This is a genomic window from Amycolatopsis sp. NPDC114484 (assembly GCF_055633755.1).
Genome location: NZ_JBVKDQ010000036.1, coordinates 36,210 through 57,552, shown reverse-complemented (window position 1 = coordinate 57,552; position 21,343 = coordinate 36,210). Strand labels below are relative to the sequence as shown.

Sequence of the window (21,343 nt, the reverse complement as noted above, 5' to 3'; positions counted from 1 at the left end):
CGGCCGGAGGAGTCATGGAGCTGGAACTTCGCCACCTGCGCGCACTCGTGGCCATCGCCGACGCGCACAGTCTCGTTCGCGCGGCCAAGGTGCTGCACGTTTCGCAGCCGGCGTTGTCCGGGTTGCTTCGGCGGGTCGAACGGTCGGTCGGCGGGAGCCTGTTCGCGCGATCGCCGACGGGATGTGTGCCGACAGCGCTCGGGGAGGACGTCGTCGCGGACGCGCGCGCGGTGCTGGCCGGGATGTCCGCGCTGACCGAGCGGGCCGGCGCGCGGCGGGAGCTGGGCGAGGCGGTGCGGATCGGCGGATACAGCGGGTTTTTGCATCTTTCGCTGGCAAGGTGGCTGCGGGATCAGCGATGGTGTCCAGCGGTGCGGGTGCACGAGGAGCAGGACGAGGCTCGTACGCTGACCGCGCTCGCGGACGGGGAGCTTGATCTCGCGCTGGTTTACCTTGCGCCGCTTCCGGATCGGATCGTTCCGGACGGCGTCGAGAGTGTGGTGGTGCGGGCGTGCGAACCGGTTTTCGTGATTCTGGCTGAAGAGCATCCGTTGGCGGCTAGCAACGACATCCCGCTGGAAGAACTCGCCGCGTATCCGTGGGCGGACGATCCGCCGTGGACGACCCGGTGGGCGGTGTATCTGCAGGAAGTGTGCCGACAGCGAGGGGTCGTGCTCGATCAGCCGCATCGGCCGCAGTGCCTGGCCACCTTGCTGGATCTGGTGCGCGAGGGGATGGCGGTCGCGCCGGCGTTGGCGACCAGGGAGGACCGGCAGGGCGGCATCGTGGTGCGGGCGATCGAGGACGCGCCGCTGTGGCAGGAGCTGCGGTTGTGTTACCGGCCGGGCACGGCGGTCGCGGACCGGGCCGGTGAGATATCTCAGAAGGTGGCCCGTGATTACGCCAGCCGGCAGGGGTGCAGTGCCGCCTTCGACCGCTGGTGGCACGCACTCCTGCCGGCCGGGGCCTAGACGGTGACCCGCCAGTTGCTGTTCGGGCTCGGCACCTCGAACTGCAGCGACGAGCAGCTGTAGTCGCTGGGGTTCGGGCTGGAGGTCGGCTGCAACGGCGAGTTCGACTCGGTCGCGGGCGTCCACTGGCCGCCGATGCGCAACTGCAGCTGGCTGGATTCGAAGACCTTGCCCTTCGCGTCCGAGCAGTAGTACGCCTGTCCGGTCGACGGGTCGACGGTCGAGTACAGCTCGAAGATGTCCCAGCCCTCGTTGAGGGTGCTCTGGTCGCTGCCGCTTTGCGTGAACAGGTCGTCCCACTTGCCGGTCTTCACGTTGTAGAGCGAAGCCGTCCAGCTGTTGGCGCCCGCGTCGGTCTGGACTTCCTGGACGGTGAACGCCGGGTGTCCGTCCACTGTGGACGTGTAGTTGGAGAGGAACGAGTTGTCCAGCGGGACTACCTTCGCGGGTCCGATGGTCCCGCACCAGTCCCAAGCCCAGACCTGGCCGCCCTGGTCGAGTCCGTACGCGGTGACGACTTCGATGCAGGAGTGGCCGGTGGGCTTGACCGTCGGGGCGTAGACGACGTCCGCGCTGTTCGAGAGGCGGAGGTCGGGGACGACACTGTGCGTCACGAGAATTCCGTCCGCGCCACTGGACAGTTGCGGTTCGGGGCCCCAGAAGGTGTGCGCTTGCGCGTCGAGCCGCGGTTTGGCGGCGTGGCCGGCTTTTTCGCGGCGGAGCTTGAGGAACCGGTCCGCCGCGGTTCCGGCGGCGGTTTTCGCGGCGGTACCGGTCAGCCCGGGCACCACCCCGCTGTCCGGCGCCGCGGAAACCGGCGGGCTGCCGGCGACGACAGCCGCGGCCGTCAGGGCGGAAGTGAGCAGGGCAAAGAGTTTCCGCATCGATGCATCTCCTCGTCGTAGGCGAAGGAAACGCGCGGAGGGAAAAGGGTGTCCGTCCGCGGGACACGGATGTTAAGTCGGGGTTTTTGTTGCCAGGCACCGACTTTCGACGGTGTGTTCAGATCGGCGCAGGTCAGCGAGGGCATAGGTTTTCCCTCGGGCCGCGGGTTATGCCGCCGGCTGGAGTAATCAGCGCGGCTTTGCCCGGACGCGGAGGCGTTCGCCCTGTTTGCCGAACAGGCTGAGGATTTCGACCGGACCGTCGCCGGTGCTGCCGAACCAATGCGGGATCCGGGTGTCGAATTCGGCGACCTCGCCTGCCTTGAGGATGACGTCGTGCTCGCCGAGCACGAGCCTGCCCTTGCCGCTGAGCACGCAGAACCATTCGTGGCCGGGGTGCGTGCGCGGAGCGGGTTCGCATTGGGCGGCGTCGAAGATCATCTTGAACGACTGCAGCCGGCCGGGTTGCCGGGTGAGCGGCACGACGGTCCGGTCGCCGCGGGTGACCGGTTGCAGCGGGGCGGTGCCGACTAGTTCGTCCAGCGGGACCCGGTGCGCGCGGGAGATGGGGAGCAGGAGTTCGAGGGTGGCCTTGCGCTGGCCGGATTCGAGCCGGGAGAGGGTGCTGATGGAGATGCCGGTCGCGTTCGACAGCTCGTCCAGGGTGCAGTTCCGTTGCCGCCGGAAGTGCCGGAGCCGGGGGCCGATCTCGGCGATGATGTCCTCCACGCAGGCCAGCATGACACTCCTGGCCTCAGGACTGAACGCAATTAGCCCGACGGCTGTTGACGATCGACCGCGGACGGATGTTCCGGCCGATAAGCCGCCCTAGCCTGGTTCGCGTGTTCAGGCAGGCAGTCGCCCTCTTCTTTCTCGCTCCGTTGGTCGGCGAGTACCTGCTGGGCAACACCCCGGTGACCGACGTCGGCTCGCTCTTCCTGTTCGCGCCGATGTACGGCGGCGGCGCGCTGCTGATCCGCGAGGTCGCGCGGCGCACCGGCCGCGGCTGGGCGGCGATCATCCCGTTCGCGGCGGCGTACGCGCTGCTGGAGGAGGGGCCGATCGACACGATGCTGTGGAACCCGGCTTACGGCGGGTTCGACATCGCAGCGGCCTATTCCGAAACGTACGTCCCGGCGCTGGGCACGAGCGTTCAGATGCTTCAGGACGTGCTGACCATGCACACGGTCTGGAGCATCTGCGTGCCGATCGCCATCGTGGAAGCGTTCTCGCGGGACCGCACCCGGCCGTGGCTGGGCAAGGTCGGGCTGGCGGTCGTCGCGGCGGTGTTCGTGGTCGGATCGGCGGCGTTGTGTGCGATGCAGACCGCCTCGACGGGATTCGTCGCTTCGGCCAGCCAGCTGGGCTGGGCGTTCGCGGCCATCGCCGGGTTGGTCGTGCTGGGATTTTGGCTGGGCAGGAGGTCGGTGCGGCCTCGGGACGGCGTCGCTCCCGCACCCGCGGTCGTGGGGGTCGCGGCGTTCGGGACGACGAGTCTGGTGTGGTGCCGGGAATTCCTGCCGGACGGCGTCCCGCAACGGCTGGTCGCGGCCGGGTGGTGCTTGCTGGTCGCGGCGGCGGTCGCGCTGGTGTTCCGGTGGTGCCGGTCTGCTGGATGGGGCGCGCGGCACCGGCTCGCGCTCGCCGCGGGTGCGCTGGTCACCTACGTCTGGGTCGGCTGGCAGCACGCGCGGGACATGGACATTCCGCGAACGACGGCCGTGCTGGGAAACATCGGGTTCGCGATCGCGGTGGCGGCGTTGTTGCTGGTGGCCTTCAGGCGAGCTTCACCGAATCCAGGGCCGCGTTAACGAACGAAGCCACCTGCGGCCGCCGGTCCTGCTCGTTCCAGGCGAGTACCAGTTGGCTCGGCGGAGCGTCTTCGATCGGCACGCAGACGACCCCCGGCGGGACCTGGTCCACCAGCGACCGCGGCAGTACCCCGACCATCCGCTCCAGCGAGATGAGGTGCAGCAGCTGAACCACGTCGGCGACCTCCGGTCCGGTTCCCTCGACCCCGGGAACCCCTTTCCACGACGGCATCGTCTCTCCGTCCAAATCGGACAGTCGGACGGCCGGTTGCTGGGCCAGCCGGTGTGTGCTGGGGACGATGGCGACGCGGTCCTCGGCGTGCAGGGTCTCGTAGGCGAGCCCGGTCAGGTCGTCGAACGGGATGAACAGGAGGCCGACGTCCGCGCGTCCGCTGAGGAGGAAGTCGGTGCGGTCGGCGGGGCCGCTGAACAGGATGTCGACCTGGTGGGCGTCGGGATGGCGGGAGTACTCGGCGAGGATCCCGGACAGCAGCCCGGCGTCGCCGCCCGGTTTGAGCACCAGGCGCAGGTGGCTCTCCCCGGCACGGCGGGCGTTGCGGGCGGCGGCGCTGACCGCGTTGAGCGCGTGCCGTCCGTGTTCCTGCAGCGCCTCGCCGGCCGCGGTCAGTTCCACGTGGCGGCTGGAGCGGGCGAACAATTGCACGCCGAGCCGGGTTTCGATGCGCTGGATCGCCTTCGACAGCGCGGGCTGGGCGATCGACAGCCGCACGGCGGCGCGGCCGAAGTGCAGCTCGCTGGCGACGGCCAGGAAGTACTCGAGTTCGCGCGTCTCTAGCTCAGCCATGCCTCCAGGTTATCGCCAAATAGCGAATCGGTCTTGGACGTCCGGCCGAAACTCGGGCAAAACTTGAAGCATGATCACGCACACGATGATTGTTTCGTTCGACCAGCCGGTGCCCGACGCCGAGCTGGATCAGTACCTCGGCGATATCGAACAAGCCATGCTGGCGACCGGGTACGCCGAGTCGGTGCAGACCCGCAAGCACCTGCCGATCCCTGGCGAGGACGCTATCCCGGCGCTCATCGCGACGGCGATCGTCCAGGTCACCCTCGCCGACCTCGACGCGCTGGCCAAGAGTTTCACCGCGCCCGAATTGCACGAGGTGATCGAACGGTGGCAGGCGCGGCATTCGTACCGCGTGGCCTGGGCGAATCACGAGTCGCTGGCATGACCCGGCGGAATGGGCTCGTCACCGGCGCGGGCAGCGGGATCGGCCGGGCGGCGGCGATCGAGTTCGCGCGCGGCGGGGCGGCGGTGGCTGTGCTGGACATCGACGAGACCGCGGCGGCGGAGACCGTCGAGCTGATCAAGAAAGACGGCGGGGAGGCTCTGGCCGTCCGGGTCGACATCGGCGACGAGCCGTCGGTGCGGGCGGCGATCAAGCAGACGGTCGAGGCGTACGGCGGGCTCGACTTCGCGGTGAACAACGCTGGGCTGTCGTCGCACAAACGCGTTGACCAGCTGACCCTCGCCGAGTTCGAGCGCGTGGTGCAGGTGAACCTGTCCGGGACCTTCCTCTGCATGAAGTACGAACTGCCGCATCTGAAGGGCGGCGCGATCGTGAACGTCGCGTCCAACGGCGGGCTGTACGCGATCCCGAACTCTCCGGCTTACGTCGCGGCCAAGCACGGAATCGTCGGACTGACCAAGGTCGCGGCGGTGGACTACGCGGCGGAAGGCATCCGCGTCAACGCGGTGTGCCCGGGGCCGACGCGGACTCCGGGGTTCGACAAATGGGCTGGCGACCCCGACCTGATCGCCCGGCAGGAGGCGATCACTCCGCTCGGCAGGCTGGCCACGCCGGAAGAAGCCGCCGCGGCCGTCGTCTGGCTCTGCTCGGACGCCGCGTCGTACGTCACCGGGACCACGTTGTCGGTCGATGGCGGACGACGGGCGTAGTTCCTAGAGTTCGCCCGCCAGGAGCTGGGCGGTCTCGGCGGGGGATTCGACGTGGAAGTGGTGGCTGCCGAGGTCGACCAGCTCGATCCGGATCCGGTCGCCGTAGCGGTCGATCGCCTCCTGGGCGATGATCGAGCGCACGGCGAACAGCACGACCGGCTGGGCGACTTCGCGCAGCGCCGCGTCCATGTCCCAGCGCGCCAAGCCTTCGAGCGAGCGCAGACCGGCAGGTTGGCGTACCGCACCCATCTTCTTGGTATATGAGTCCACTAAGGACGGATTGGTGCCTTCGGGCGAGCCGCCCTCGACCATGCCGCGCATCGCGCCGGCGAAGTCCTCCTGGAACGGCTTCAACAACGCTTGGACGTCGTCCTCGCTCTGCGCGGGGAACAGACCCAAGTAGTGCAACGCGTCGAGGGCGATCACCTGGGTGACCGTGTCCGGAAGCTGGCGCGCGGTCTCGATCGCGACCGCCCCGCCGAGCGAATGCCCTGCTATGACGGCGGAATCGACCGGCTCGGCGGCTAGTACGGCTGCTACGTCACGAGCGAATTCCTCCATGGTCCAAGTGTCGCGATCCGACCGCGAGTCGCCGTGCTCGGCGAGATCGACGGCCAGCACCCGGGTCTCGGACGGGAGGTGCTTGACGATCGTGTCGAAGTCCCCGCGGTCGCAGCCCCATCCGTGGATGAGCGTCAGCGCGGTCCCGTCGGCGGGACCTGTTGCGGTGTAATGGATTCTCGTGCCGTCCGGACGACGGGTTTCGCGGTTCATCGTGATCTTCCTTTTCCGGTGGTCTCAGAAGGCGCGGTGGTAGCGGACGGGCCAGGCTCGCGTGGACTGGTTTCGCAAGGCGAGGTACGGATCACGCAGCAGCGAGCGTCCCATCAGGACTGCGTCGGCCTTGCTCTCGCGGATGATCCGGCCCGCCGCGGCCAGATCGGTGATCTGGCCGACTGGCGCGACAGCCAGTCCGGACGCTTCCTTGAGCGCGGCGGCGAACTCGACGTTCACGCCTTCGCGGGCCGGCGGCCGGGCACCTCGATCGCGCACGAGCACGCCGGAAGTGACGTCGAGAAGGTCGATCCCGATGGCCGCCAGTTCCTTGGCGAACTCGGCGGCGTCGTCGAGGGCGATGCTGTGCTCGACCCAATCGGTGGCGGTGATGCGGACGAACACCGGCTTGTCCTCCGGGAACGCCTCCCGCACGGCGCGGGCCACGCGCAGCGGGAAACGCATCCGGTTCTGCGTGCTCCCGCCGTACTCGTCGGTGCGCTGATTGGACAGCGGGGACAGGAACTGGTGCAGCAGATAGCCGTGCGAGGCATGGATTTCGACAGCCTGGTAACCGGCCAGTTCAGCCATCCGCGTCGCGTGCGCGAACTCCTCGACGACCTGGTCCAGATCGGCCTCAGCGGCCGGGCGGGGCATCGCCAGGTCGCCGAACGGGATCGCCGACGGCGCGATCAGCTCCCAGCCGCCGTCGGCGACCGGAACTGGTCCGTTCTGCCCGTCGCCGACCCACGGGACCTGGTGCGATCCCTTGCGGCCCACGGCGTTCAGCTGCACCGCGGGCATCGCGCCGTGACTGGAGACGAACGCCGTCAGCTTCCGGTGCGCGAGCGCCTGTTCCTCGTTCCAGAGCCCGAGATCAGCCACGGTGCACCGGTTGTCCGGGCTGATCGCGGTGGCCTCGACCATGACCAGCCCGACGCCGCCGATCGCGCGGGAGCCGTAATGCGCCAGATGCCATTCGGTCGGCAGACCGTCCGGACCGGCCGCGTACTGCGCCATCGGGGACATCCAGACGCGGTTGCGGAAGGTGACGTCGCGCAAGCGCAACGGGGCGGTCTCCGGGAACTCCGCGCTGGACGCGCTGAACTCACTCATGCCGCCATACGGTACGCCTCATTCCGCAATGCGGCACAAGTGGTGTCAGCTGGCGGCAAGCAGGCGGCTGACCTCGGCTGCCGCGGCCACGACCAGCGGCGCGAAGGTCTTTTCCTGTGCGCGGGTGTAGCGCATGTCGGGAACGGCGAGGGTGATCGTCGCCACCGGCTTGCCGACCGGGTCCGTGATGGCCGCGCCGATCGACGACACCTGCGGGCGGTACCACGACGAGGACCCGTTGAGCGCGTACCCGCGCTTCGCGGTCTGGGCGATGTCACGGCGGAGCGCGGCGAGATCCGGCGCCGGGGTCTGGGCGAACTCGGGGAGTTCGTGGGTGATCAGCTCCTCGACCTCGGATTCGTCGAGCAGCGCCATGATCGCCGTGCCGCCGGAGGTGGCGAGCAACGGCACCCGCGTGCCGACCTCCAGCACGACCCGCACGATCTGGTCGGTGTCCTGACTGGCGACGACGACGAGACTGTCGCCGTCGCGTTCGGCCAGCATGACGGTCTCGTTCGTCTCGGCCGCGAGCCGCTTGACGACCGGGTCGGCGACCTCTTTGAGGTCCGGCTTCCCGCAGTCGCGCAACCCGAGCGCCAGCACCCGCGGCGCGATACCCCAGCGCGCGCGTTCCTCGTCCACGACCTTCAGCCACCCCGCCTGCTGAAGCGTGATCAGACCGCGCTGGACGGTGCTCTTCGGGATCTCCGTGCAGCGCGCCAATTCGGAGACGCCGACCGGCTGTCGCTGGGCGACTTCCTCGAAGACTCGCAGCGTGCTGAGGACGCTGTTCATCGACCGGACGCCGCTGGCCGGTTTGTCGGCTTCTTCGTCGTGCATGTGCCTCATCGTGGCACAGCGATACGATAAGGACGCGCGTCGACGGGGGAGGAAGCATGACCGAACCGTGGCAGTGGAGCGAGCAAACCTGGCGGGACCACGTCGCTCGGGTGCGTGCCGGGCGGCCGTTGCGACCGGAGAGCTGGCCGGGCGGGGCAAGAGTGGCGGTGGCCCTGTCGTTCGATTCGGACCACGAGACGCTGGCGCTGCGCGACGGTCAGATGCTGCCGGGCAAGCTGTCGCAGGGGGAGTACGGCTCGCGGGCCGGCGTGCCGCGGGTGTTGAAGCTGCTTGAGCGGTTCGGGGCGCCTTCGACGTTCTTCGTGCCCGCGGTGTCGGCGTTGCTGCACGATGGCGAGGTGCAGTCCTATGTGGACGCCGGACACGAGGTCGCGCTGCACGGCTGGATCCACGAAAGCAACGCGCAACTGCCGCCCTCGGCTGAACGTGAGCTCACCTTCCGGGCCGCGGACACCTTGGAGCGGCTCACCGGCACGCGTCCAGTCGGTATCCGCACCCCGTCCTGGGATTTTTCCGAAACCACCCTTCCGATCATCCGCGAACTGGGCTTGGCGTACGACTCGTCACTGATGGCGGACGACGACTGTTACGAGATCCTCGCAGACGGCGAACCGACCGGCATTGTCGAGCTTCCGGTCGAATGGATTCGCGACGACGCGCCGTATTTCACGATGAATCGCTTCGGTTCGCAGCGCCCGTACACCCCGCCGAGGGGAGTGCTGCCGATCTGGCGTGATGAGTTCGATCTCGCCTTGGCCGAGGGTGGACTCTTCCAGCTCACCATGCATCCGCATGTCATCGGACATCGTTCCCGCATCGCGATTCTCACCGAACTGCTGGAGCACATCGCTTCGCAGGACGGGGTTTGGTTCGCTACGCACGCTCAAGTCGCGGGCTATGTTTCGGAACTCGCCGCCAGTGGATGATCGCCACGGCGACGCCGACGACCGCCGCTAACGCTCCGGAAAGGACAAACGTCGTTCCCATCCCGACGGCGTCGATCACCGGTTGCGCGATCAGCGGCGACGAGAATTGGCCGAGGAACAACGCGGACGTCAGCAATCCCAGCGACCTCGTCCGCACGCCGGGGGCCGCCGTCGAGACCAGCCAACCGTTCACGGTCGGGTTTTGCAGCCCGATCCCAAGCCCGACCACGACCATGCCCAGCGCGGCGGTCCACAATGCGCCCGCGGTGCCGAGCACGACCAGCCCGACGGCGAACGCGGCGAACATCGTGACGGCCAGCGCCGGGAAGGACCAGCGGGCGCGCAAGCGGCGGAAGTTCAAGCCCACCAAGGTCATCACCAGATTGACCGCGGCGATCAAGGCTCCCGCGACGGCCGGTCCCGCGCCGCCGACTTCGGCCAGCCAGAACGGGGCCTGCGTCGGAACGGTGTAGAAGACCACGACGCCGATGAAAATCAGCGCGTACAACCCGAGCAGCCGTGGCTGCCACGGCGACGCGGCCGCGGTGGTGTCTTTCGGATCGGCTGGCTGGACGGGCGCGTCCGGCACGAATCGCAGCACGAGCGCCAGCATCGGAATCGCCAGCAGGTAAATAGCGAACGGTCCTCGCCAGTCCACGGCAGCCAGCAAGCCGCCGAGCAACAGGGCGACAACCCCGCCGAAACCCATTGCCGCGCCTTGCAATCCGAGCACCCGGCCGTGCTCGTCGGCGTGGTGGTGGTCAGCGATCAACGCGGTCGAGGTGGTCATGATCCCGGCGATGCCGATCCCGAGCACGGCCCGTCCGACGAGCAACGCGGGGAGGGAATCCAGCAGCAGGCCGGATCCGCCGCCGACGGTGTAAAGGGCGAGGCAGGCGAGCAGCACCGGCACGCGTCCGGTCCGGCCGCTCAGCTTGGCCAGCAACGGCGCGGACACCATGATCGCCAGCCCGGGCAGCGTGAGAACCAGCCGGACGAGAAGTTCCGCGTGCGGTTCGGCGGCGAAGTGCTGTTGCATGCCTGGCAGCGCTGGCGTGATGGTGGCGCTGGCCATGATGGTCATGGTGCTGACGCCGAGCAGCGTCGCCAGCAAGGACTTCGGTGGGCGCCGCACTCCGGCGTCAGTCGTTTCGGTCACGAAGCCGAAGGTAGAACTTCGACCTAACTTGAAGTCAACGGTGTACGCCCCGGAAGTCAGCCGCCGGGGGTATGCCTAGCCCTACCTCCGAGACTACGGGCAAACCGATCGAGCCCGGACAGCCCGCTGGCTAATCTGGACCTCGTGGCTACCGTTTCTCCGATCGCGAAACCGCGCACCGTGTTCGATGCCTTGTCGCGCCGGACATTCCTGATTTCCTCCTGGCCGTGGCGGGCGTTGCTGTACGGGCTCAGCACCGGCCCGATGACATTGCTGTTCGGGCTTCCGTTCGGGTTCTGCCTGCTGCCGCTCGCGGTGCTGGTCCACCGGGTGGTGCAAGGGCAGACCTCCGATCTGGGGCTCGTCGCGGTGTTCTCGGTGTTCGGGATGCTGCTGTTCCTGAGCGCGGGTCCGGCGTGGGCGGCGGTGGTGGCCGGGGTCGAACGGCAGCGGCTGCGCATGGTCGACCTCAATCCGGTGACTGTCCCCTTTGGACCGAGCAGCGAACCGGGCTGGTGGCCCCGAATGCGCGCGCGGTACACCGAACCGGCGTCGTGGCGCGAGCTCGGGTACGCGGTTCTGTTGTGCACCGCGATTCCCGCGTTGTACGCGGTGGCCGGCATGGCCGCGTTGTTCTCGGTGGTTTTGGTGTTCAGTCCGCTGCTCGTCAGCGCGAACGACACGATTTCCCTTGGCTTCGCTGAGGTTTCCACTCCGGAAGGGACTGTGCCGTTCGCGCTGGCCGGGGTGGTGTTGCTCGTGCTGTCGGGCTACCTGCTCTCCGGATGTGCCGGCCTGCACGCGATGCTGGCCCGTTCGCTGCTCACCGACGGCGCGGCCGAGAAGCTCCGCGGCGAGTTGACCGAGGTGTCGCAATCCCGCACGAGGCTGCTGTCGGCGTTCGACGCGGAACGCAAGCGCATCGAACGCGATCTGCACGACGGGGCGCAGCAACGGCTGGTCGGGCTGAGCCTGCAACTGGGGCTCGCGAAGGTCGATCTGCCGCCGGATTCGGCGGCGGCGAAGGCGGTGTCGGACGCGCATGATCAGGCCAAGAAACTGATGGTCGAACTGCGCGAGCTGATCAATGGGATCCACCCGCGGGCATTGGCCGAACTCGGTTTGCCCGCGGCATTGGAGGAGCTCGCTGACGGCTGCGCGGTGCCGGTCACCGTTGATGTCACCGTGCCTTCGCGGTTGCCGGAGTCGGTCGAATCCACTGCGTACTTCGTGGTGGCCGAGTCGCTGACCAATGTCGCCAAGCATTCCGCGGCCAGCTGCGCCTCGGTGACCGCCAAAATTGTCGGTCAGCTCCTTACTATTGAGGTATGGGACAACGGAGCTGGTGGTGCTGATCCGACGCGCGGTACGGGAATCACTGGGTTGAGCGACCGTGTCGCCGTGCTGGGCGGCCGGATGTGGGTGCGCAGTCCGGTCGGCGGGCCGACCGTCGTGCGAGCGGAGCTGCCGTGCTGATGGGAGAGCCGATGCGGGTCGTCCTCGCCGAAGACGAGGTGCTGCTGCGCGAGGGATTGTGCGGCTTGCTGGAACGGTTCGGCTTCGAGGTCGTCGCCGCGGTCGGCGATGCCGAGGGCCTGCACGCCGCGGTGCGGGAGCACGATCCGGACCTCGTGCTCACCGACATCCGGATGCCGCCCGGACATTCGGACGAGGGCCTGCGCGCGGCTGTCGAACTGCGGCGCACCCAGCCGGAGCTGGCCGTCGTGGTGCTGAGCCAGTACGTCGAACACCACCACGCGGCCGAGCTGCTCGACTCCGCCGAGGGGCGCGGGGTCGGCTACCTGCTCAAAGACCGGGTGGTCGACGTCGAGGAATTCATCGCGACGCTGCGCCAGGTCGTCGACGGCGGGACGGTGGTGGATCCGCAGGTGGTGCGGCAGTTGCTGCGCCGAAGGGCCGATCCGCTGGCCCGGTTGTCGGCGCGGGAGCGGGAAGTCCTGTCGCTGATCGCCGAGGGACACTCCAACGCCTCGATCGCCCGGCGGCTGGTGGTGTCCGACGCGGCGGTGGGCAAGCACGTCGGGAGCATCCTGGCGAAACTCGACCTCCCGCCGACCGACGACGGGAACCGCCGGGTGCTGGCGGTGCTGGCGTTTCTCCGCGGGGGCGGCTGATTCCCGGCACGGCGATCGCCGAGGACCGCACGATCACGTCAGGCGCTGGTCCGTGGTCGCCGTGCGGGCGGTGACGAGCCCCGATTCGTAAGCCGCGATGACCGCTTGCGCGCGGTCGCGGACGGCGAGCTTGTCGAAGAGGCCGGTGATGTGGTTCTTCACCGTGGAGAGGCTGATTTCCAGCGCGCGGGAAATCTCGGCGTTGCCGAGGCCGGTGGCCATCAGCCGCCACACCTCGACCTCGCGGGGAGTGAGGCCGTCGACGTCGATGGGGGTTTGCGGAGCGGCGGAACGCGGTCGTACGTAGGCGGCGATCAGGCGGGTGAGCAGGCGCGGCGCGACCGCCGCGTCGCCGGCGTGGACAGTGCGGATCGCCGCGGCCAGCTCTTCCGGGGAGCTGTCCTTGGGCAGGAATCCGCAGGCCCCGGCGCGCAGGGCGCCGACGACGTATTCGTCGAGGTCGAAGGTGCTCAGCGCCAGTACCCGGCAGCCGGGCACGGCGGCGGCGAGTTCCCTCGTGGCGCTGATCCCGTCGAGGACCGGCATCCGGACGTCCATCACCACGACGTCCGGGCGCGTCTGCCGGGCGAGGGCGACTGCCCGCGCGCCGTCCTCGGCCTCGCCCACCACCTCGAAGGAGGGGTCGGGGGAGAGGATCAGCGACAGGCCGCGGCGGACGAGCGGCTGGTCGTCCGCGATCAGCACCCTGATCACCGGCCCGGTCATCGCGTGGTCCCTTCGTGCTGGACGGCCGCGTCGACGGCCTGGTCCGTGGTCAGCGGCAGGTCGGCCACCACGGCGAATCCTCCGTCGGCTCGGGGGCCGACGGAGAGGGTCCCGTGGTGCAAGGCGACGCGCTCGCGCATGCCGATCAAGCCGAATCCGCCTGAACTCGCTGCGGTGTCCTGCGACGAGGTTCCTCCGCCGTCGTCTCGCACCTCGACGGTGACACTGTCTTGACGGTAGGTCAGCTCTACGGACGCGCGCGCCTGCCCCGCGTGTTTCCGGGCGTTGGTGAGGGCTTCCTGGACAATCCTGAACACCGTGAGGCCGATCGTCGGCGGCAACGTACGCGGCGATCCGTGGACACTGAGCTCGGCGGGCAGTCCGGCGAGACCGGACTCGGCCACGAGACGGTCGAGCCCGTCGACGCCGGGCTGGGGCAGCGAGGGCGAGTCCTGCGGTTCGTCGTCCGCCCGCAGCACATCGAGAAGCTGGCGCATCTCGCTCAGTGCGAGCCGCCCGGAAGACTCCAGAGCAGTAAGCGCCTCCCGGACGACTTCTGGTTCGGCGAGGTTGGCCCGGGCCCCGCCCGCCATCAGCTGCATCGTGGTGATGTGGTGCGCCACGATGTCGTGCAGTTCCCTGGCGATGCGGCGGCGTTCGTCGGCCACCGCGCGGTCGGCGAGGAGCTGGCGATTGGCTGCCACCTCCCGTTGCCAGCGGTTGATCACCAGCGCGGTGCCGACGACGAGCAGCGCGGTGAGGAGCGGGGTGACGACGTCTCGCCACGGCGGAATCCGGCCGTCGCTCTGGCTCAGCAGCGTCAGCGACACCGTCGCGATAGCCGCGGCCGCGGTCACCCAGCCGGTGCGTGTCCGGGCGACCGAGTACAGAGCGACTATCAGTACCGCGCCGAAATGGCCCGGCAGCGGAACGACCAAAGTGGCCGTCACGTCGAGGGCCAGCACCGCGGCGAGCACTGTGACCGGGTGAGTGCGCCGGGCGAGCAGCGGTACCGCTGCGAGTGCGACGAGGAGGAATCCGGTGGCACGCACGTCGTATCGGCCGTCGGGGGAGCTGAAGAACACGTAGCTGAGCAGGTTCATCACGCAGGCGCCGCCGGCCACGAGCGCGTCGTTGCGGGTCCACGGCGGCTCGGCGCCGCGCGGATGCGACGGCACCGCTGGCCGGCTCCTGGACATGTCTGTTCTCCCCGCGTCCGGCCTTCCGGCCCCGGGACAGGGTCGCACGGCGCCCGCGGCGGTCCGGGACTAGGACCAGGGTCCTAGTCCCGAGGCAGGGGAGGGACGGCGGACCCTGTCCCGGATCATCCGCCGCGACGACGCCTGCCGGCCCCGCGGGGTGCTGGACTGAAAACCGGCCGGGAATCCCCGGCGGACAAGCACTTCTGCCGGAGGACCTCGTGATCCGCGCCCTGACCGGATACTCCACCCGACGACCGTGGCGGGTGCTCGCCGCCTGGGTGCTGCTCGGCGCCGCGCTGATCGCACTGACCCCGACCCTGCTCGCCCGAGTCACCCAGCACCAGTCGGCGGACTTCCTTCCCAGCGGCTACGACTCGGCCGCCGCGCAGCGGATCGCCGAGGAGAGGTTCGGGGCGAACCCGGACGCCACCACGGTGACGGTGCTGGTCGCCCGCGCCGACGGCAAGGCGCTCGGGAACGCGGACCAGCAGCGGATCGAGACCGAGGCGGCGAAACTGGCTCGGCGCCAAGTGCTCATGCCCAACGAGGACGACCTGCCGCGGTTCCTCGTCCCGGACCGTTCGCAGACGCCCCGGATCGTCCCGGCCATGACGGCGCCCGACCGGAGTTTCGCGCTGCTTTCCGTGCAGTTGACGGGAAATCCCTCGGACAAGGGGGTCCAGGGGGTCTACCGGACCTTCCGGGACGCCGCCCGGACCGAGTTCGCCGAGGCGGGGATGCGGACCGGTTTCACCGGGAGTCTCGCCGAGCGCGTCGACACGACCGATGCGCACGCGTTCGCCGCGAAGGTGGGCAGTGCCTTGGTCATGGTCTTCATCATCCTGCTCAACGTGCTGGTGTTCCGCAGCGTGCTGGCGGCCTTGCTGCCGCTGCTGGCGGTCGCCCTGATCGGCGGTGCGGCGGCGGGAGCCGTGGCAGGCGCCGCCCTGCTCACCGGGCACAAGCTCGACGCGGGCACTCCGGACCTGATCTCCGTCGTCCTGCTCGGCATCGGCATCGACTACCTGCTGTTCCTGCTGTTCCGGTTCCGCGAGCACCTGCGCGACCGGCCCGAGCAGCCCGCCCGCGAGGCCGCCGCGCAGGTGTCCGCCCGGGTGGGCACCGCGATCGCTTCGGCGGCGCTGACCATCGTCGCCGCGTTCGCGACGCTGGGCGCGGCGACCTTCGGACAGTTCCGCTCGCTGGGGCCGGCGATCGCGGTCGCGGTACTGGTGATGCTGCTCGGCAGTCTTACCCTGATGCCCGCGCTGCTCGCGGTCGCCGGACGCAAGATGTTCTGGCCCTCCGCCGCGTTGGGCCGCCAGCCCGCGGAAGGCCGCGCCGCCCGGCTGGCCTCGCTGGTCACGCGACGGCCGCTGATGATGGCAGCCGCTTCCGTCGCGCTACTCGGCGCGTTGTCCGTGGGATTGACTGGAATCCGGATGGACTACGGCCGGGGCGGCTCCGGCGACTCGACTCCCGCGGCGGCCACCGCGGCTGAGATCTCTCGCGCGCTGCCAGCCGGAGTTTCCGATCCGACGAGCGTTTTCGTCACCGCCAAGGACGGCTCGACCCTGACCGTCGAACGGCTCGACGGTCTCGCCCAAGGGCTTTCCCGGGTCAGCGGGGTGGGCCAGGTCGCGCCGACGGTCCTGAGCGAGGATCACCGTGCGGCCCGGATCGACCTCTACCTGACTGCCGGTTCGCAGAGCCAGCAGGCCCGCGACCTCGCCGCTGGACCGGTCCGGGCGGCCGTCGCCCAGAACACGCCCGGCGGTACGACGGCGCACGTGGGCGGGACGGCGGCGATCTTCGCCGACATCTCCACCGCCGTCGACCACGACCTGAAGATCGTGTTCCCGGTCGCGGCCGTGCTCATCGCGCTGATTCTGCTGCTGCTCCTGCGCAGCCTGCTCGCGCCGGTGATCCTGATGCTGTCGGTCGGGCTCGGCTTCGCCGCCACCCTCGGCACCGCCACGCTGCTGTTCCAGCACGTCGCAGGCGATCCCGGCGTCAACTTCACGCTTCCGCTGGTGCTGTTCCTGTTCGTCGTGGCACTGGGCACCGACTACAACATCCTCATCACCGACCGGATCCGGGAGGAGACGCGACGACCGGGCCCGGCGCGGGACGCGGTGGCCCGCGCGGTCCGGCACACCGCACCGGCCATCGCGACCGCGGGCATGGTGCTCGCCGGTTCCTTCGCCACGCTCGCCACCAGCCCCGGCAACGAACAGGTCGCCTTCGCGATGGCCCTCGGCATCATGCTCTCCGCGCTCGTCCTTTCGCTGGTGCTGGTCCCAGCTCTCGCCGCGCTCTTCGGCAAGGCACTCTGGTGGCCGCTTCGCCCGCGACCGGCCGGGCACCGCCACGCGACCGCATCCACATCGGAACCCAGTCAGTTCACGAACCGCTGAGACACGGCGGGATACGCTCGCGTGGCTGCGCGAAGCCCGGATTTCCCCTACCTAGGCGGCATTCACCACTGCGGTCAGGCTGGCCGCAAGCACCGAACGATCCCGGCCAGCTGTCCATTGTGTACCGCTGTCGGTGTGATATTCCAGCAGTGTCAACGCTTCGCTGTCGTTGCCGGAGCCGATGCTCGTTTGGTGCAGCGCCACGATGTCGACCTTTCGCCCGTGCTCGCCGAGCGCCGCGGTGAGCGCTTCGACCGGGCCGGTTCCGGTGCGCGTGGTGGTGTGCTCGGTCCCGTCGACACGCAAGGTGATGCTGGTGTGTTCATCGGCCGAGTTTTCGAAGCGGGACAACGTGATCGCCGGATTCGGCTGGAGGTAAGCCGCCGCGAAGAGCTGCCACAGTTCGGTCGCGGTCACCTCCTGGCCGGAGCCGTCGGTGTGGTCCTGGACGCGGCGCGCGAAGTCGATCTGCAGCCGGCGAGGCAGCGTGATGCCGTACTCGCTTTCCAGCAGATAGGCGATTCCGCCCTTGCCGGACTGCGAGTTCACCCGGATCACGGCGGCGTAGTCGCGGCCGAGGTCGGCTGGGTCGATCGGCAGGTACGGGACGCGCCAGTCCAGTTCATGGGCGGGCACGCCGGTTTCCGCGGCGCGGGCGTGGTGTTCGGCGAAACCCTTCTTGATCGCGTCCTGATGGGTGCCGCTGAACGCGGTGTGCACGAGGTCGCCGACGTACGGATGCCGCGCGTGGACCTCGATCCGGTTGCAGTACTCGACGGTGCGGCGGATCTCGTCGATGTCCGAGAAGTCGATCATCGGGTCGACGCCCTGCGCGTGCAGGTTCAGCGCGAGCGTCGCCAGGTCGACGTTGCCGGTGCGCTCGCCGTTGCCGAAAATGCAGCCCTCGACGCGCTCGGCTCCGGCCAGCACGGCGAGTTCGGCGCAGGCGACGCCGGTACCGCGGTCGTTGTGCGGGTGCACGGACAGGATCACCGAATCTCGGCGCGCGAGGTTGCGGTGCATGTACTCGATCTGATCGGCGTACACGTTGGGCGTCGCGATCTCGACGGTCGCCGGCAGGTTCAGGATCACCGGGCGGTCCGGGCTCGCCTGCCACGTCTCGGTGACCGCGTCGCACACCTCCAGCACGTAGTCGGGTTCGGTCAGGTTGAAGACCTCGGGGGAGAACTCGAAGCGGACGTTCGGCAGGTCGCCGGCCGCACGCAGAACGTCGCGGGCACCGTCGAGGATCAGTTCTTTCAGCGACGCCTGATCGTGGCCGAGGACCACCGTGCGCCAGGTCGGCGCGGTGGCGGTGTACAGGTGGATCACGACGTCGTTGCGGATGCCGCGAATGGACTCCACGGTGCGCTCGATCAGATCGCGCCGCGCCGGGGTGAACACGACGATGGTGACGTCTTCCGGGGCCAGATCGGTGTCCGCGAGCAGCCGGACGAAGTCGTAGTCGGTCTGCGAGGCGGACGGGTAGCCGACCTCGATTTCCTTGTACCCCATGGTGATCATCAGCTCGAAGAACCGGCGTTTGCGCGCCGGGTCCATCGGCTCGGCCAGCGCCTGGTTGCCGTCGCGCAGGTCGACCGGCACCCAGAGCGGGGCGTGGGTGATCCGGTTGCCGGGCCAGGCGCGGCCGGTGTTGGGGACGTCGACGCGCTGGTAGACGTCGCGGTAGCGGTGCGACGGCAGGCGGGAGGCTCGCTGCCGGTTCCAGACGGTGTTCATCTGCGGTCCTTCAGGTGGTCGGAAGCCGACCGGCGCACGTGCTCGCCCCACGGCGGGGGGCCGGTCCGGTCAGGCCCCGCCGTGGCGGCGAAGGAGAAGGAAGCGCGTGAACATCGAGGCGGAGCGTAACACAACTCCTCAGACAAGTAGCGGGGTTGGGGCAGCTGCCCGCAGCCGGCGGCGGGAGCGCTTAGGATTGGCCCGTGGAGCTGGAATTCGTGCGGACCTTCGTCGCCGTCGTGGACGGAGGGCAGTTCCAGGAAGCGGCCGCGGAACTGGGGATCACGCAGCAAGCCGTGTCGAAGCGCGTCGGTGCGCTGGAGCGCGAGCTGGGGGTGCAGTTGTTCACCCGGACCGCGCGAGGTGCCCGGTTGAGCAGCGACGGCGAGGCGTTCCTGCCGCACGCGCGGGTGCTGCTCGACGCGGAGAAACTCGCGCTTGCCGCGGTGCGTCCGGAGAAGCGTCCGCTGCGAGTGGACGTCCTGAATCGACGGACCAAGTCGGCGCATCTGGCGCTGAGTTTCCACCGGGCGTTCCCGGAGGTGGCGCTGGAGGTCGTGACCACCGGTGCCGAGCTGAGCTTCGACGCCGCCGTGGCCGCGGTCGCCTCCGGTTCGGTCGACGCGGCGTTCCGCGGGGTGCCCAAGCGCGACCTCCCGGGCGGCGTGACGAGCGGAGTGGTGGACTACGACGCCCACGAGCTGCTGGTCGGCCCGCGCCACCCGTTCGCCGACCTGCCGTCGGTGCCGATCGGGAAGCTGGTCGGCCACCGGATCTGGATGCCCGGGCTGTCGGCGAGCACGGAATGGGGCGCGTACTACGCGGAGCTGTCCGAGGCTTTCGACCTGACCATCGACGTGTCCGGTCCGGTCTTCGGCAATGAGACGATGCTGGACGAACTGGCGACGTCACCGGATTTGTCGACCTTCGTGGGCGCCGGCTCGCGCTACTTCTGGCCGGATGAGTACGACCTCCGCCGGGTGCTGGTGGTCGACCCGACGCCGGTGTACCCGATGTCACTGCTGTGGCGGCGGGAGCCTGCGCATCCGGATGTGCTGAAGCTGCGGGACTATCTGGTGACGGGGCAGGAGCCGGGGGATGGGGTTTGGCTGCCTAGCTGGGAGCAGGCGTAGTTCAGAGCGGGTGTTCGTACCAGACGTTCGGCTCGACATGCACGCCTAGATCCTGCTCCGTTGACCCCAGTACCGGCGCGATCCCGCCGGGCACGACGGTGTTGCCGTCGTCGGGGCGGACACCGGACCACTGTTCCCACTGCGCGAGCGTGCCGGTGACTGTCATCGCGAACGGCGCGATCTTCCGGAACTCCGCGCCGAGCCGCTCGTGACTGCGCAGCCACGGATCGGTACCCCGGTCCAGGTAGTCCACAATGGACTCCAGGGGCGGTTTGCCGGTCGGTCGCACCGGCACGACCAGCCGGGAAAGCCCGGCCCGGCGCGCCCGGTTCTTCAGCTCGACGAGCGCTTGCGCGGCAATCCCTTGCCCGCGCGCGGATTCCGCGACGTACACCTCCAGCGCGACAAGCGTAGTGGGTTTCCGCCCGTCGAGGTGATCTTCGGCGGCCCAGACGAGCGCCCCGTCCCAGCCGTGGTCGGGCAGCTCGGGTCGCTCCTCGGTCGGGAAGGCGACCGGGATCGCCGCCGCTCGCGCGACGGGGACCTGGTCCTCGAGGAGGACCAGGAAGAACTCGGGCCAGTGTGCGGCGATTCGCTTGGAGCTGGCCAGTCCGGCGGTGAGGCCGTGGCCGAGGAACTCTCCGCCGACGAATCCCAGGTGGAGCGCGGGAACGCGCAGTTCGGGCCGAGTGACAAGGTCTTCGAAGCGAAGCACAACGTCCTCCAGCGGATTGCGGCTCGAATCACCGCACCGGAAGCGCTGACCTCCGCCTGCCCAACGCCGCCGGGTCGAGATTCGCCCGGGTTCCGGCCCGGTGCCCCTCCCGGTATCCCGACCCCGACAACCGGCGCGGGGCCGCTGAGCGCAGGTCTCCGTACTCCTGGTCGAAAGCCTGCTGCACCAACGCAGTCCGGTCCCGTACCACCAGCTCCGCCGACTTCCCGCCGGCGACATCGGAATACGTCCGCGCGGCGTTCTCTTCCGCCACGCTCAGCCGCTCGTGCACCGCGCGCGCGAAACCGTGCAGCCACGTCCGTCGATACGCCGCCAGCGATTCGCGGAATACTCGTTCCTCGGGACGCACCCGGGTCAGCTGCGTGCTCGCCTGCAGCAACAGGCTGGTGTACAGCAACTCGACCCGCGCGAGGTCGGTGCGGAAGCCGAACACCGTGACCTCTTCGACCCCCTGGCCGACTCGGTGCAGCAGGGTCCGGCAGCGCAACGGGTAGGCGATGCTGGTGAGCAGGCTGGCCTTGTCGCGGCTGTACGGATTGGCGATCGGCAGCCTCAGCACGGTGATGTCGTCGCCGCTTTGGCCGGACGCGGCCAGCATCGCGTTGTCGATCCCGTGCCGCGCGATCAGTTGCGCCGCTTTGGTGTTGTACAGCTCGGCTTCGGCGGGCGTGACGGCCGGGTCCTCGGCCTTGGCCAGCAGCTTCCGCACGCGCTCCAGCAACGTGTCGTGGTCGGGCATGACCCCCCTCTCCAGCAGGCGCGGCCCGTGCGGACCGGCATGGGGTGCACGGTAGGCGTGGGGTACGACAATATTCGATCAGGTGTTCGGGA

At 69.1% G+C, this 21,343-nt stretch carries 21 protein-coding genes; 9 read left to right on the top strand and 12 right to left on the bottom strand.

Translation table 11 applies throughout. From position 1 onward, the window contains the following. Nucleotides 1-14: 14 nt before the first annotated feature. Nucleotides 15-971 (top strand): LysR family transcriptional regulator, encoded by a 957-nt coding sequence (locus ACZ7SW_RS42915; RefSeq protein WP_470236118.1) that lies wholly within the window; start codon nt 15-17, stop codon nt 969-971. Here ACZ7SW_RS42915 and ACZ7SW_RS42910 read toward each other — a convergent pair. Together ACZ7SW_RS42910 and ACZ7SW_RS42905 are read right to left on the bottom strand one after the other, a co-directional pair. Continuing rightward, a complete protein-coding gene (locus ACZ7SW_RS42910; protein ID WP_470236117.1) occupies nt 968-1,855 on the bottom strand; it encodes a carbohydrate-binding protein in 888 nt (295 codons plus the stop codon). The genes ACZ7SW_RS42915 and ACZ7SW_RS42910 overlap by 4 nt on opposite strands. Nucleotides 1,856-2,044: 189 nt before the next feature. Further along, nucleotides 2,045-2,596, bottom strand: coding sequence for a helix-turn-helix domain-containing protein (locus ACZ7SW_RS42905; RefSeq protein WP_470236116.1), 552 nt, complete (start codon nt 2,594-2,596; stop codon nt 2,045-2,047). Nucleotides 2,597-2,697: 101 nt separating this feature from the next. Here ACZ7SW_RS42905 and ACZ7SW_RS42900 point away from each other — a divergent pair, with 101 nt between their 5' ends. Further along, entirely contained in the window at nt 2,698-3,666 is a 969-nt protein-coding gene (locus ACZ7SW_RS42900) for a hypothetical protein (RefSeq protein WP_470236115.1), read from the top strand. On the opposite strand, the gene ACZ7SW_RS42895 is transcribed toward ACZ7SW_RS42900, so the two are convergent. Next, nucleotides 3,632-4,471, bottom strand: coding sequence for a LysR family transcriptional regulator (locus tag ACZ7SW_RS42895; RefSeq protein ID WP_470236114.1), 840 nt, complete (start codon nt 4,469-4,471; stop codon nt 3,632-3,634). The two genes, ACZ7SW_RS42900 and ACZ7SW_RS42895, sit on opposite strands and share 35 nt — an antisense overlap. Before the next feature lie 70 nt (nt 4,472-4,541). Between ACZ7SW_RS42895 and ACZ7SW_RS42890 the strand changes: the two genes are divergently transcribed. After that, entirely contained in the window at nt 4,542-4,859 is a 318-nt protein-coding gene (locus ACZ7SW_RS42890; RefSeq protein ID WP_470236113.1) for a hypothetical protein, read from the top strand. Next, nucleotides 4,856-5,587 carry an SDR family NAD(P)-dependent oxidoreductase gene (locus tag ACZ7SW_RS42885; RefSeq protein WP_470236112.1) on the top strand — a complete coding sequence of 244 codons (732 nt, stop codon included), beginning with the start codon at nt 4,856-4,858 and terminating at the stop codon, nt 5,585-5,587. The genes ACZ7SW_RS42890 and ACZ7SW_RS42885 overlap by 4 nt, the downstream gene beginning before the upstream one ends. Before the next feature lie 3 nt (nt 5,588-5,590). On the opposite strand, the gene ACZ7SW_RS42880 is transcribed toward ACZ7SW_RS42885, so the two are convergent. Genes ACZ7SW_RS42880 through ACZ7SW_RS42870 form a run of 3 tightly spaced genes read right to left on the bottom strand, consistent with a single transcriptional unit; the run spans nt 5,591 to nt 8,317 of the window. Next, nucleotides 5,591-6,361: an alpha/beta fold hydrolase gene (locus ACZ7SW_RS42880; protein ID WP_470236111.1), complete on the bottom strand. Its 771-nt coding sequence runs from the start codon at nt 6,359-6,361 to the stop codon at nt 5,591-5,593. A gap of 24 nt (nt 6,362-6,385) precedes the next feature. Next, nucleotides 6,386-7,477 carry an NADH:flavin oxidoreductase/NADH oxidase gene (locus ACZ7SW_RS42875; protein ID WP_470236110.1) on the bottom strand — a complete coding sequence of 364 codons (1,092 nt, stop codon included), beginning with the start codon at nt 7,475-7,477 and terminating at the stop codon, nt 6,386-6,388. 45 nt (nt 7,478-7,522) lie between these two features. Next, a complete protein-coding gene (locus tag ACZ7SW_RS42870; protein ID WP_470236109.1) occupies nt 7,523-8,317 on the bottom strand; it encodes an IclR family transcriptional regulator in 795 nt (264 codons plus the stop codon). A 56-nt stretch (nt 8,318-8,373) separates the two neighbouring features. Here ACZ7SW_RS42870 and ACZ7SW_RS42865 point away from each other — a divergent pair, with 56 nt between their 5' ends. Further along, entirely contained in the window at nt 8,374-9,264 is an 891-nt protein-coding gene (locus ACZ7SW_RS42865) for a polysaccharide deacetylase family protein (protein ID WP_470236108.1), read from the top strand. Here ACZ7SW_RS42865 and ACZ7SW_RS42860 read toward each other — a convergent pair. Next, nucleotides 9,212-10,423, bottom strand: coding sequence for an MFS transporter (locus ACZ7SW_RS42860; RefSeq protein ID WP_470236107.1), 1,212 nt, complete (start codon nt 10,421-10,423; stop codon nt 9,212-9,214). The two genes, ACZ7SW_RS42865 and ACZ7SW_RS42860, sit on opposite strands and share 53 nt — an antisense overlap. A gap of 144 nt (nt 10,424-10,567) precedes the next feature. Between ACZ7SW_RS42860 and ACZ7SW_RS42855 the strand changes: the two genes are divergently transcribed. Both ACZ7SW_RS42855 and ACZ7SW_RS42850 read left to right on the top strand, forming a co-directional pair. Beyond that, nucleotides 10,568-11,899, top strand: coding sequence for a sensor histidine kinase (locus ACZ7SW_RS42855; protein WP_470236106.1), 1,332 nt, complete (start codon nt 10,568-10,570; stop codon nt 11,897-11,899). An 11-nt stretch (nt 11,900-11,910) separates the two neighbouring features. Then, the gene (locus ACZ7SW_RS42850; protein ID WP_470236129.1) at nt 11,911-12,558 is read left to right on the top strand and encodes a response regulator; all 648 of its coding nucleotides are present in this window, start codon (nt 11,911-11,913) and stop codon (nt 12,556-12,558) included. Between the two features lie 33 nt (nt 12,559-12,591). Here the strand turns inward: ACZ7SW_RS42850 and ACZ7SW_RS42845 are convergent, their stop codons facing one another. Together ACZ7SW_RS42845 and ACZ7SW_RS42840 are read right to left on the bottom strand one after the other, a co-directional pair. Then, on the bottom strand, nt 12,592-13,284 hold the full coding sequence (locus ACZ7SW_RS42845) for a response regulator transcription factor (protein ID WP_470236105.1): 693 nt from the start codon (nt 13,282-13,284) through the stop codon (nt 12,592-12,594). Beyond that, the gene (locus ACZ7SW_RS42840) at nt 13,281-14,483 is read right to left on the bottom strand and encodes a sensor histidine kinase (RefSeq protein WP_470236104.1); all 1,203 of its coding nucleotides are present in this window, start codon (nt 14,481-14,483) and stop codon (nt 13,281-13,283) included. Before ACZ7SW_RS42840 ends, ACZ7SW_RS42845 begins: the two co-directional genes overlap by 4 nt. 221 nt (nt 14,484-14,704) lie before the next feature. Here ACZ7SW_RS42840 and ACZ7SW_RS42835 point away from each other — a divergent pair, with 221 nt between their 5' ends. Further along, nucleotides 14,705-16,903, top strand: a complete 2,199-nt coding sequence (locus ACZ7SW_RS42835; protein ID WP_470236103.1) for an MMPL family transporter — start codon at nt 14,705-14,707, stop codon at nt 16,901-16,903. Nucleotides 16,904-16,954: 51 nt separating this feature from the next. On the opposite strand, the gene ACZ7SW_RS42830 is transcribed toward ACZ7SW_RS42835, so the two are convergent. Further along, nucleotides 16,955-18,643, bottom strand: coding sequence for a 2-isopropylmalate synthase (locus ACZ7SW_RS42830; protein WP_470236102.1), 1,689 nt, complete (start codon nt 18,641-18,643; stop codon nt 16,955-16,957). Nucleotides 18,644-18,846: 203 nt separating this feature from the next. Here ACZ7SW_RS42830 and ACZ7SW_RS42825 point away from each other — a divergent pair, with 203 nt between their 5' ends. Beyond that, nucleotides 18,847-19,776 carry a LysR family transcriptional regulator gene (locus tag ACZ7SW_RS42825; protein ID WP_470236101.1) on the top strand — a complete coding sequence of 310 codons (930 nt, stop codon included), beginning with the start codon at nt 18,847-18,849 and terminating at the stop codon, nt 19,774-19,776. Nucleotide 19,777: 1 nt separating this feature from the next. On the opposite strand, the gene ACZ7SW_RS42820 is transcribed toward ACZ7SW_RS42825, so the two are convergent. Both ACZ7SW_RS42820 and ACZ7SW_RS42815 read right to left on the bottom strand, forming a co-directional pair. Continuing rightward, complete coding sequence (locus ACZ7SW_RS42820; RefSeq protein ID WP_470236100.1) at nt 19,778-20,491, bottom strand: GNAT family N-acetyltransferase; 714 nt, start codon at nt 20,489-20,491, stop codon at nt 19,778-19,780. A 28-nt stretch (nt 20,492-20,519) separates the two neighbouring features. Continuing rightward, nucleotides 20,520-21,251 (bottom strand): DUF2786 domain-containing protein, encoded by a 732-nt coding sequence (locus tag ACZ7SW_RS42815; RefSeq protein ID WP_470236099.1) that lies wholly within the window; start codon nt 21,249-21,251, stop codon nt 20,520-20,522. Nucleotides 21,252-21,343: the final 92 nt, after the last annotated feature.

What these genes read in the sequence shown, in the direction of transcription:
- ACZ7SW_RS42915 (WP_470236118.1), top strand. Translation starts at nt 15, where the DNA reads ATGGAGCTGGAACTTCGCCACCTGCGCGCACTCGTGGCCATCGCCGAC.
- ACZ7SW_RS42910 (WP_470236117.1), bottom strand. Translation starts at nt 1,855, where the DNA reads ATGCGGAAACTCTTTGCCCTGCTCACTTCCGCCCTGACGGCCGCGGCT.
- ACZ7SW_RS42905 (WP_470236116.1), bottom strand. Translation starts at nt 2,596, where the DNA reads ATGCTGGCCTGCGTGGAGGACATCATCGCCGAGATCGGCCCCCGGCTC.
- ACZ7SW_RS42895 (WP_470236114.1), bottom strand. Translation starts at nt 4,471, where the DNA reads ATGGCTGAGCTAGAGACGCGCGAACTCGAGTACTTCCTGGCCGTCGCC.
- ACZ7SW_RS42890 (WP_470236113.1), top strand. Translation starts at nt 4,542, where the DNA reads ATGATCACGCACACGATGATTGTTTCGTTCGACCAGCCGGTGCCCGAC.
- ACZ7SW_RS42885 (WP_470236112.1), top strand. Translation starts at nt 4,856, where the DNA reads ATGACCCGGCGGAATGGGCTCGTCACCGGCGCGGGCAGCGGGATCGGC.
- ACZ7SW_RS42880 (WP_470236111.1), bottom strand. Translation starts at nt 6,361, where the DNA reads ATGAACCGCGAAACCCGTCGTCCGGACGGCACGAGAATCCATTACACC.
- ACZ7SW_RS42875 (WP_470236110.1), bottom strand. Translation starts at nt 7,477, where the DNA reads ATGAGTGAGTTCAGCGCGTCCAGCGCGGAGTTCCCGGAGACCGCCCCG.
- ACZ7SW_RS42870 (WP_470236109.1), bottom strand. Translation starts at nt 8,317, where the DNA reads ATGCACGACGAAGAAGCCGACAAACCGGCCAGCGGCGTCCGGTCGATG.
- ACZ7SW_RS42865 (WP_470236108.1), top strand. Translation starts at nt 8,374, where the DNA reads ATGACCGAACCGTGGCAGTGGAGCGAGCAAACCTGGCGGGACCACGTC.
- ACZ7SW_RS42850 (WP_470236129.1), top strand. Translation starts at nt 11,911, where the DNA reads ATGCGGGTCGTCCTCGCCGAAGACGAGGTGCTGCTGCGCGAGGGATTG.
- ACZ7SW_RS42845 (WP_470236105.1), bottom strand. Translation starts at nt 13,284, where the DNA reads ATGACCGGGCCGGTGATCAGGGTGCTGATCGCGGACGACCAGCCGCTC.
- ACZ7SW_RS42840 (WP_470236104.1), bottom strand. Translation starts at nt 14,483, where the DNA reads ATGTCCAGGAGCCGGCCAGCGGTGCCGTCGCATCCGCGCGGCGCCGAG.
- ACZ7SW_RS42830 (WP_470236102.1), bottom strand. Translation starts at nt 18,643, where the DNA reads ATGAACACCGTCTGGAACCGGCAGCGAGCCTCCCGCCTGCCGTCGCAC.
- ACZ7SW_RS42815 (WP_470236099.1), bottom strand. Translation starts at nt 21,251, where the DNA reads ATGCCCGACCACGACACGTTGCTGGAGCGCGTGCGGAAGCTGCTGGCC.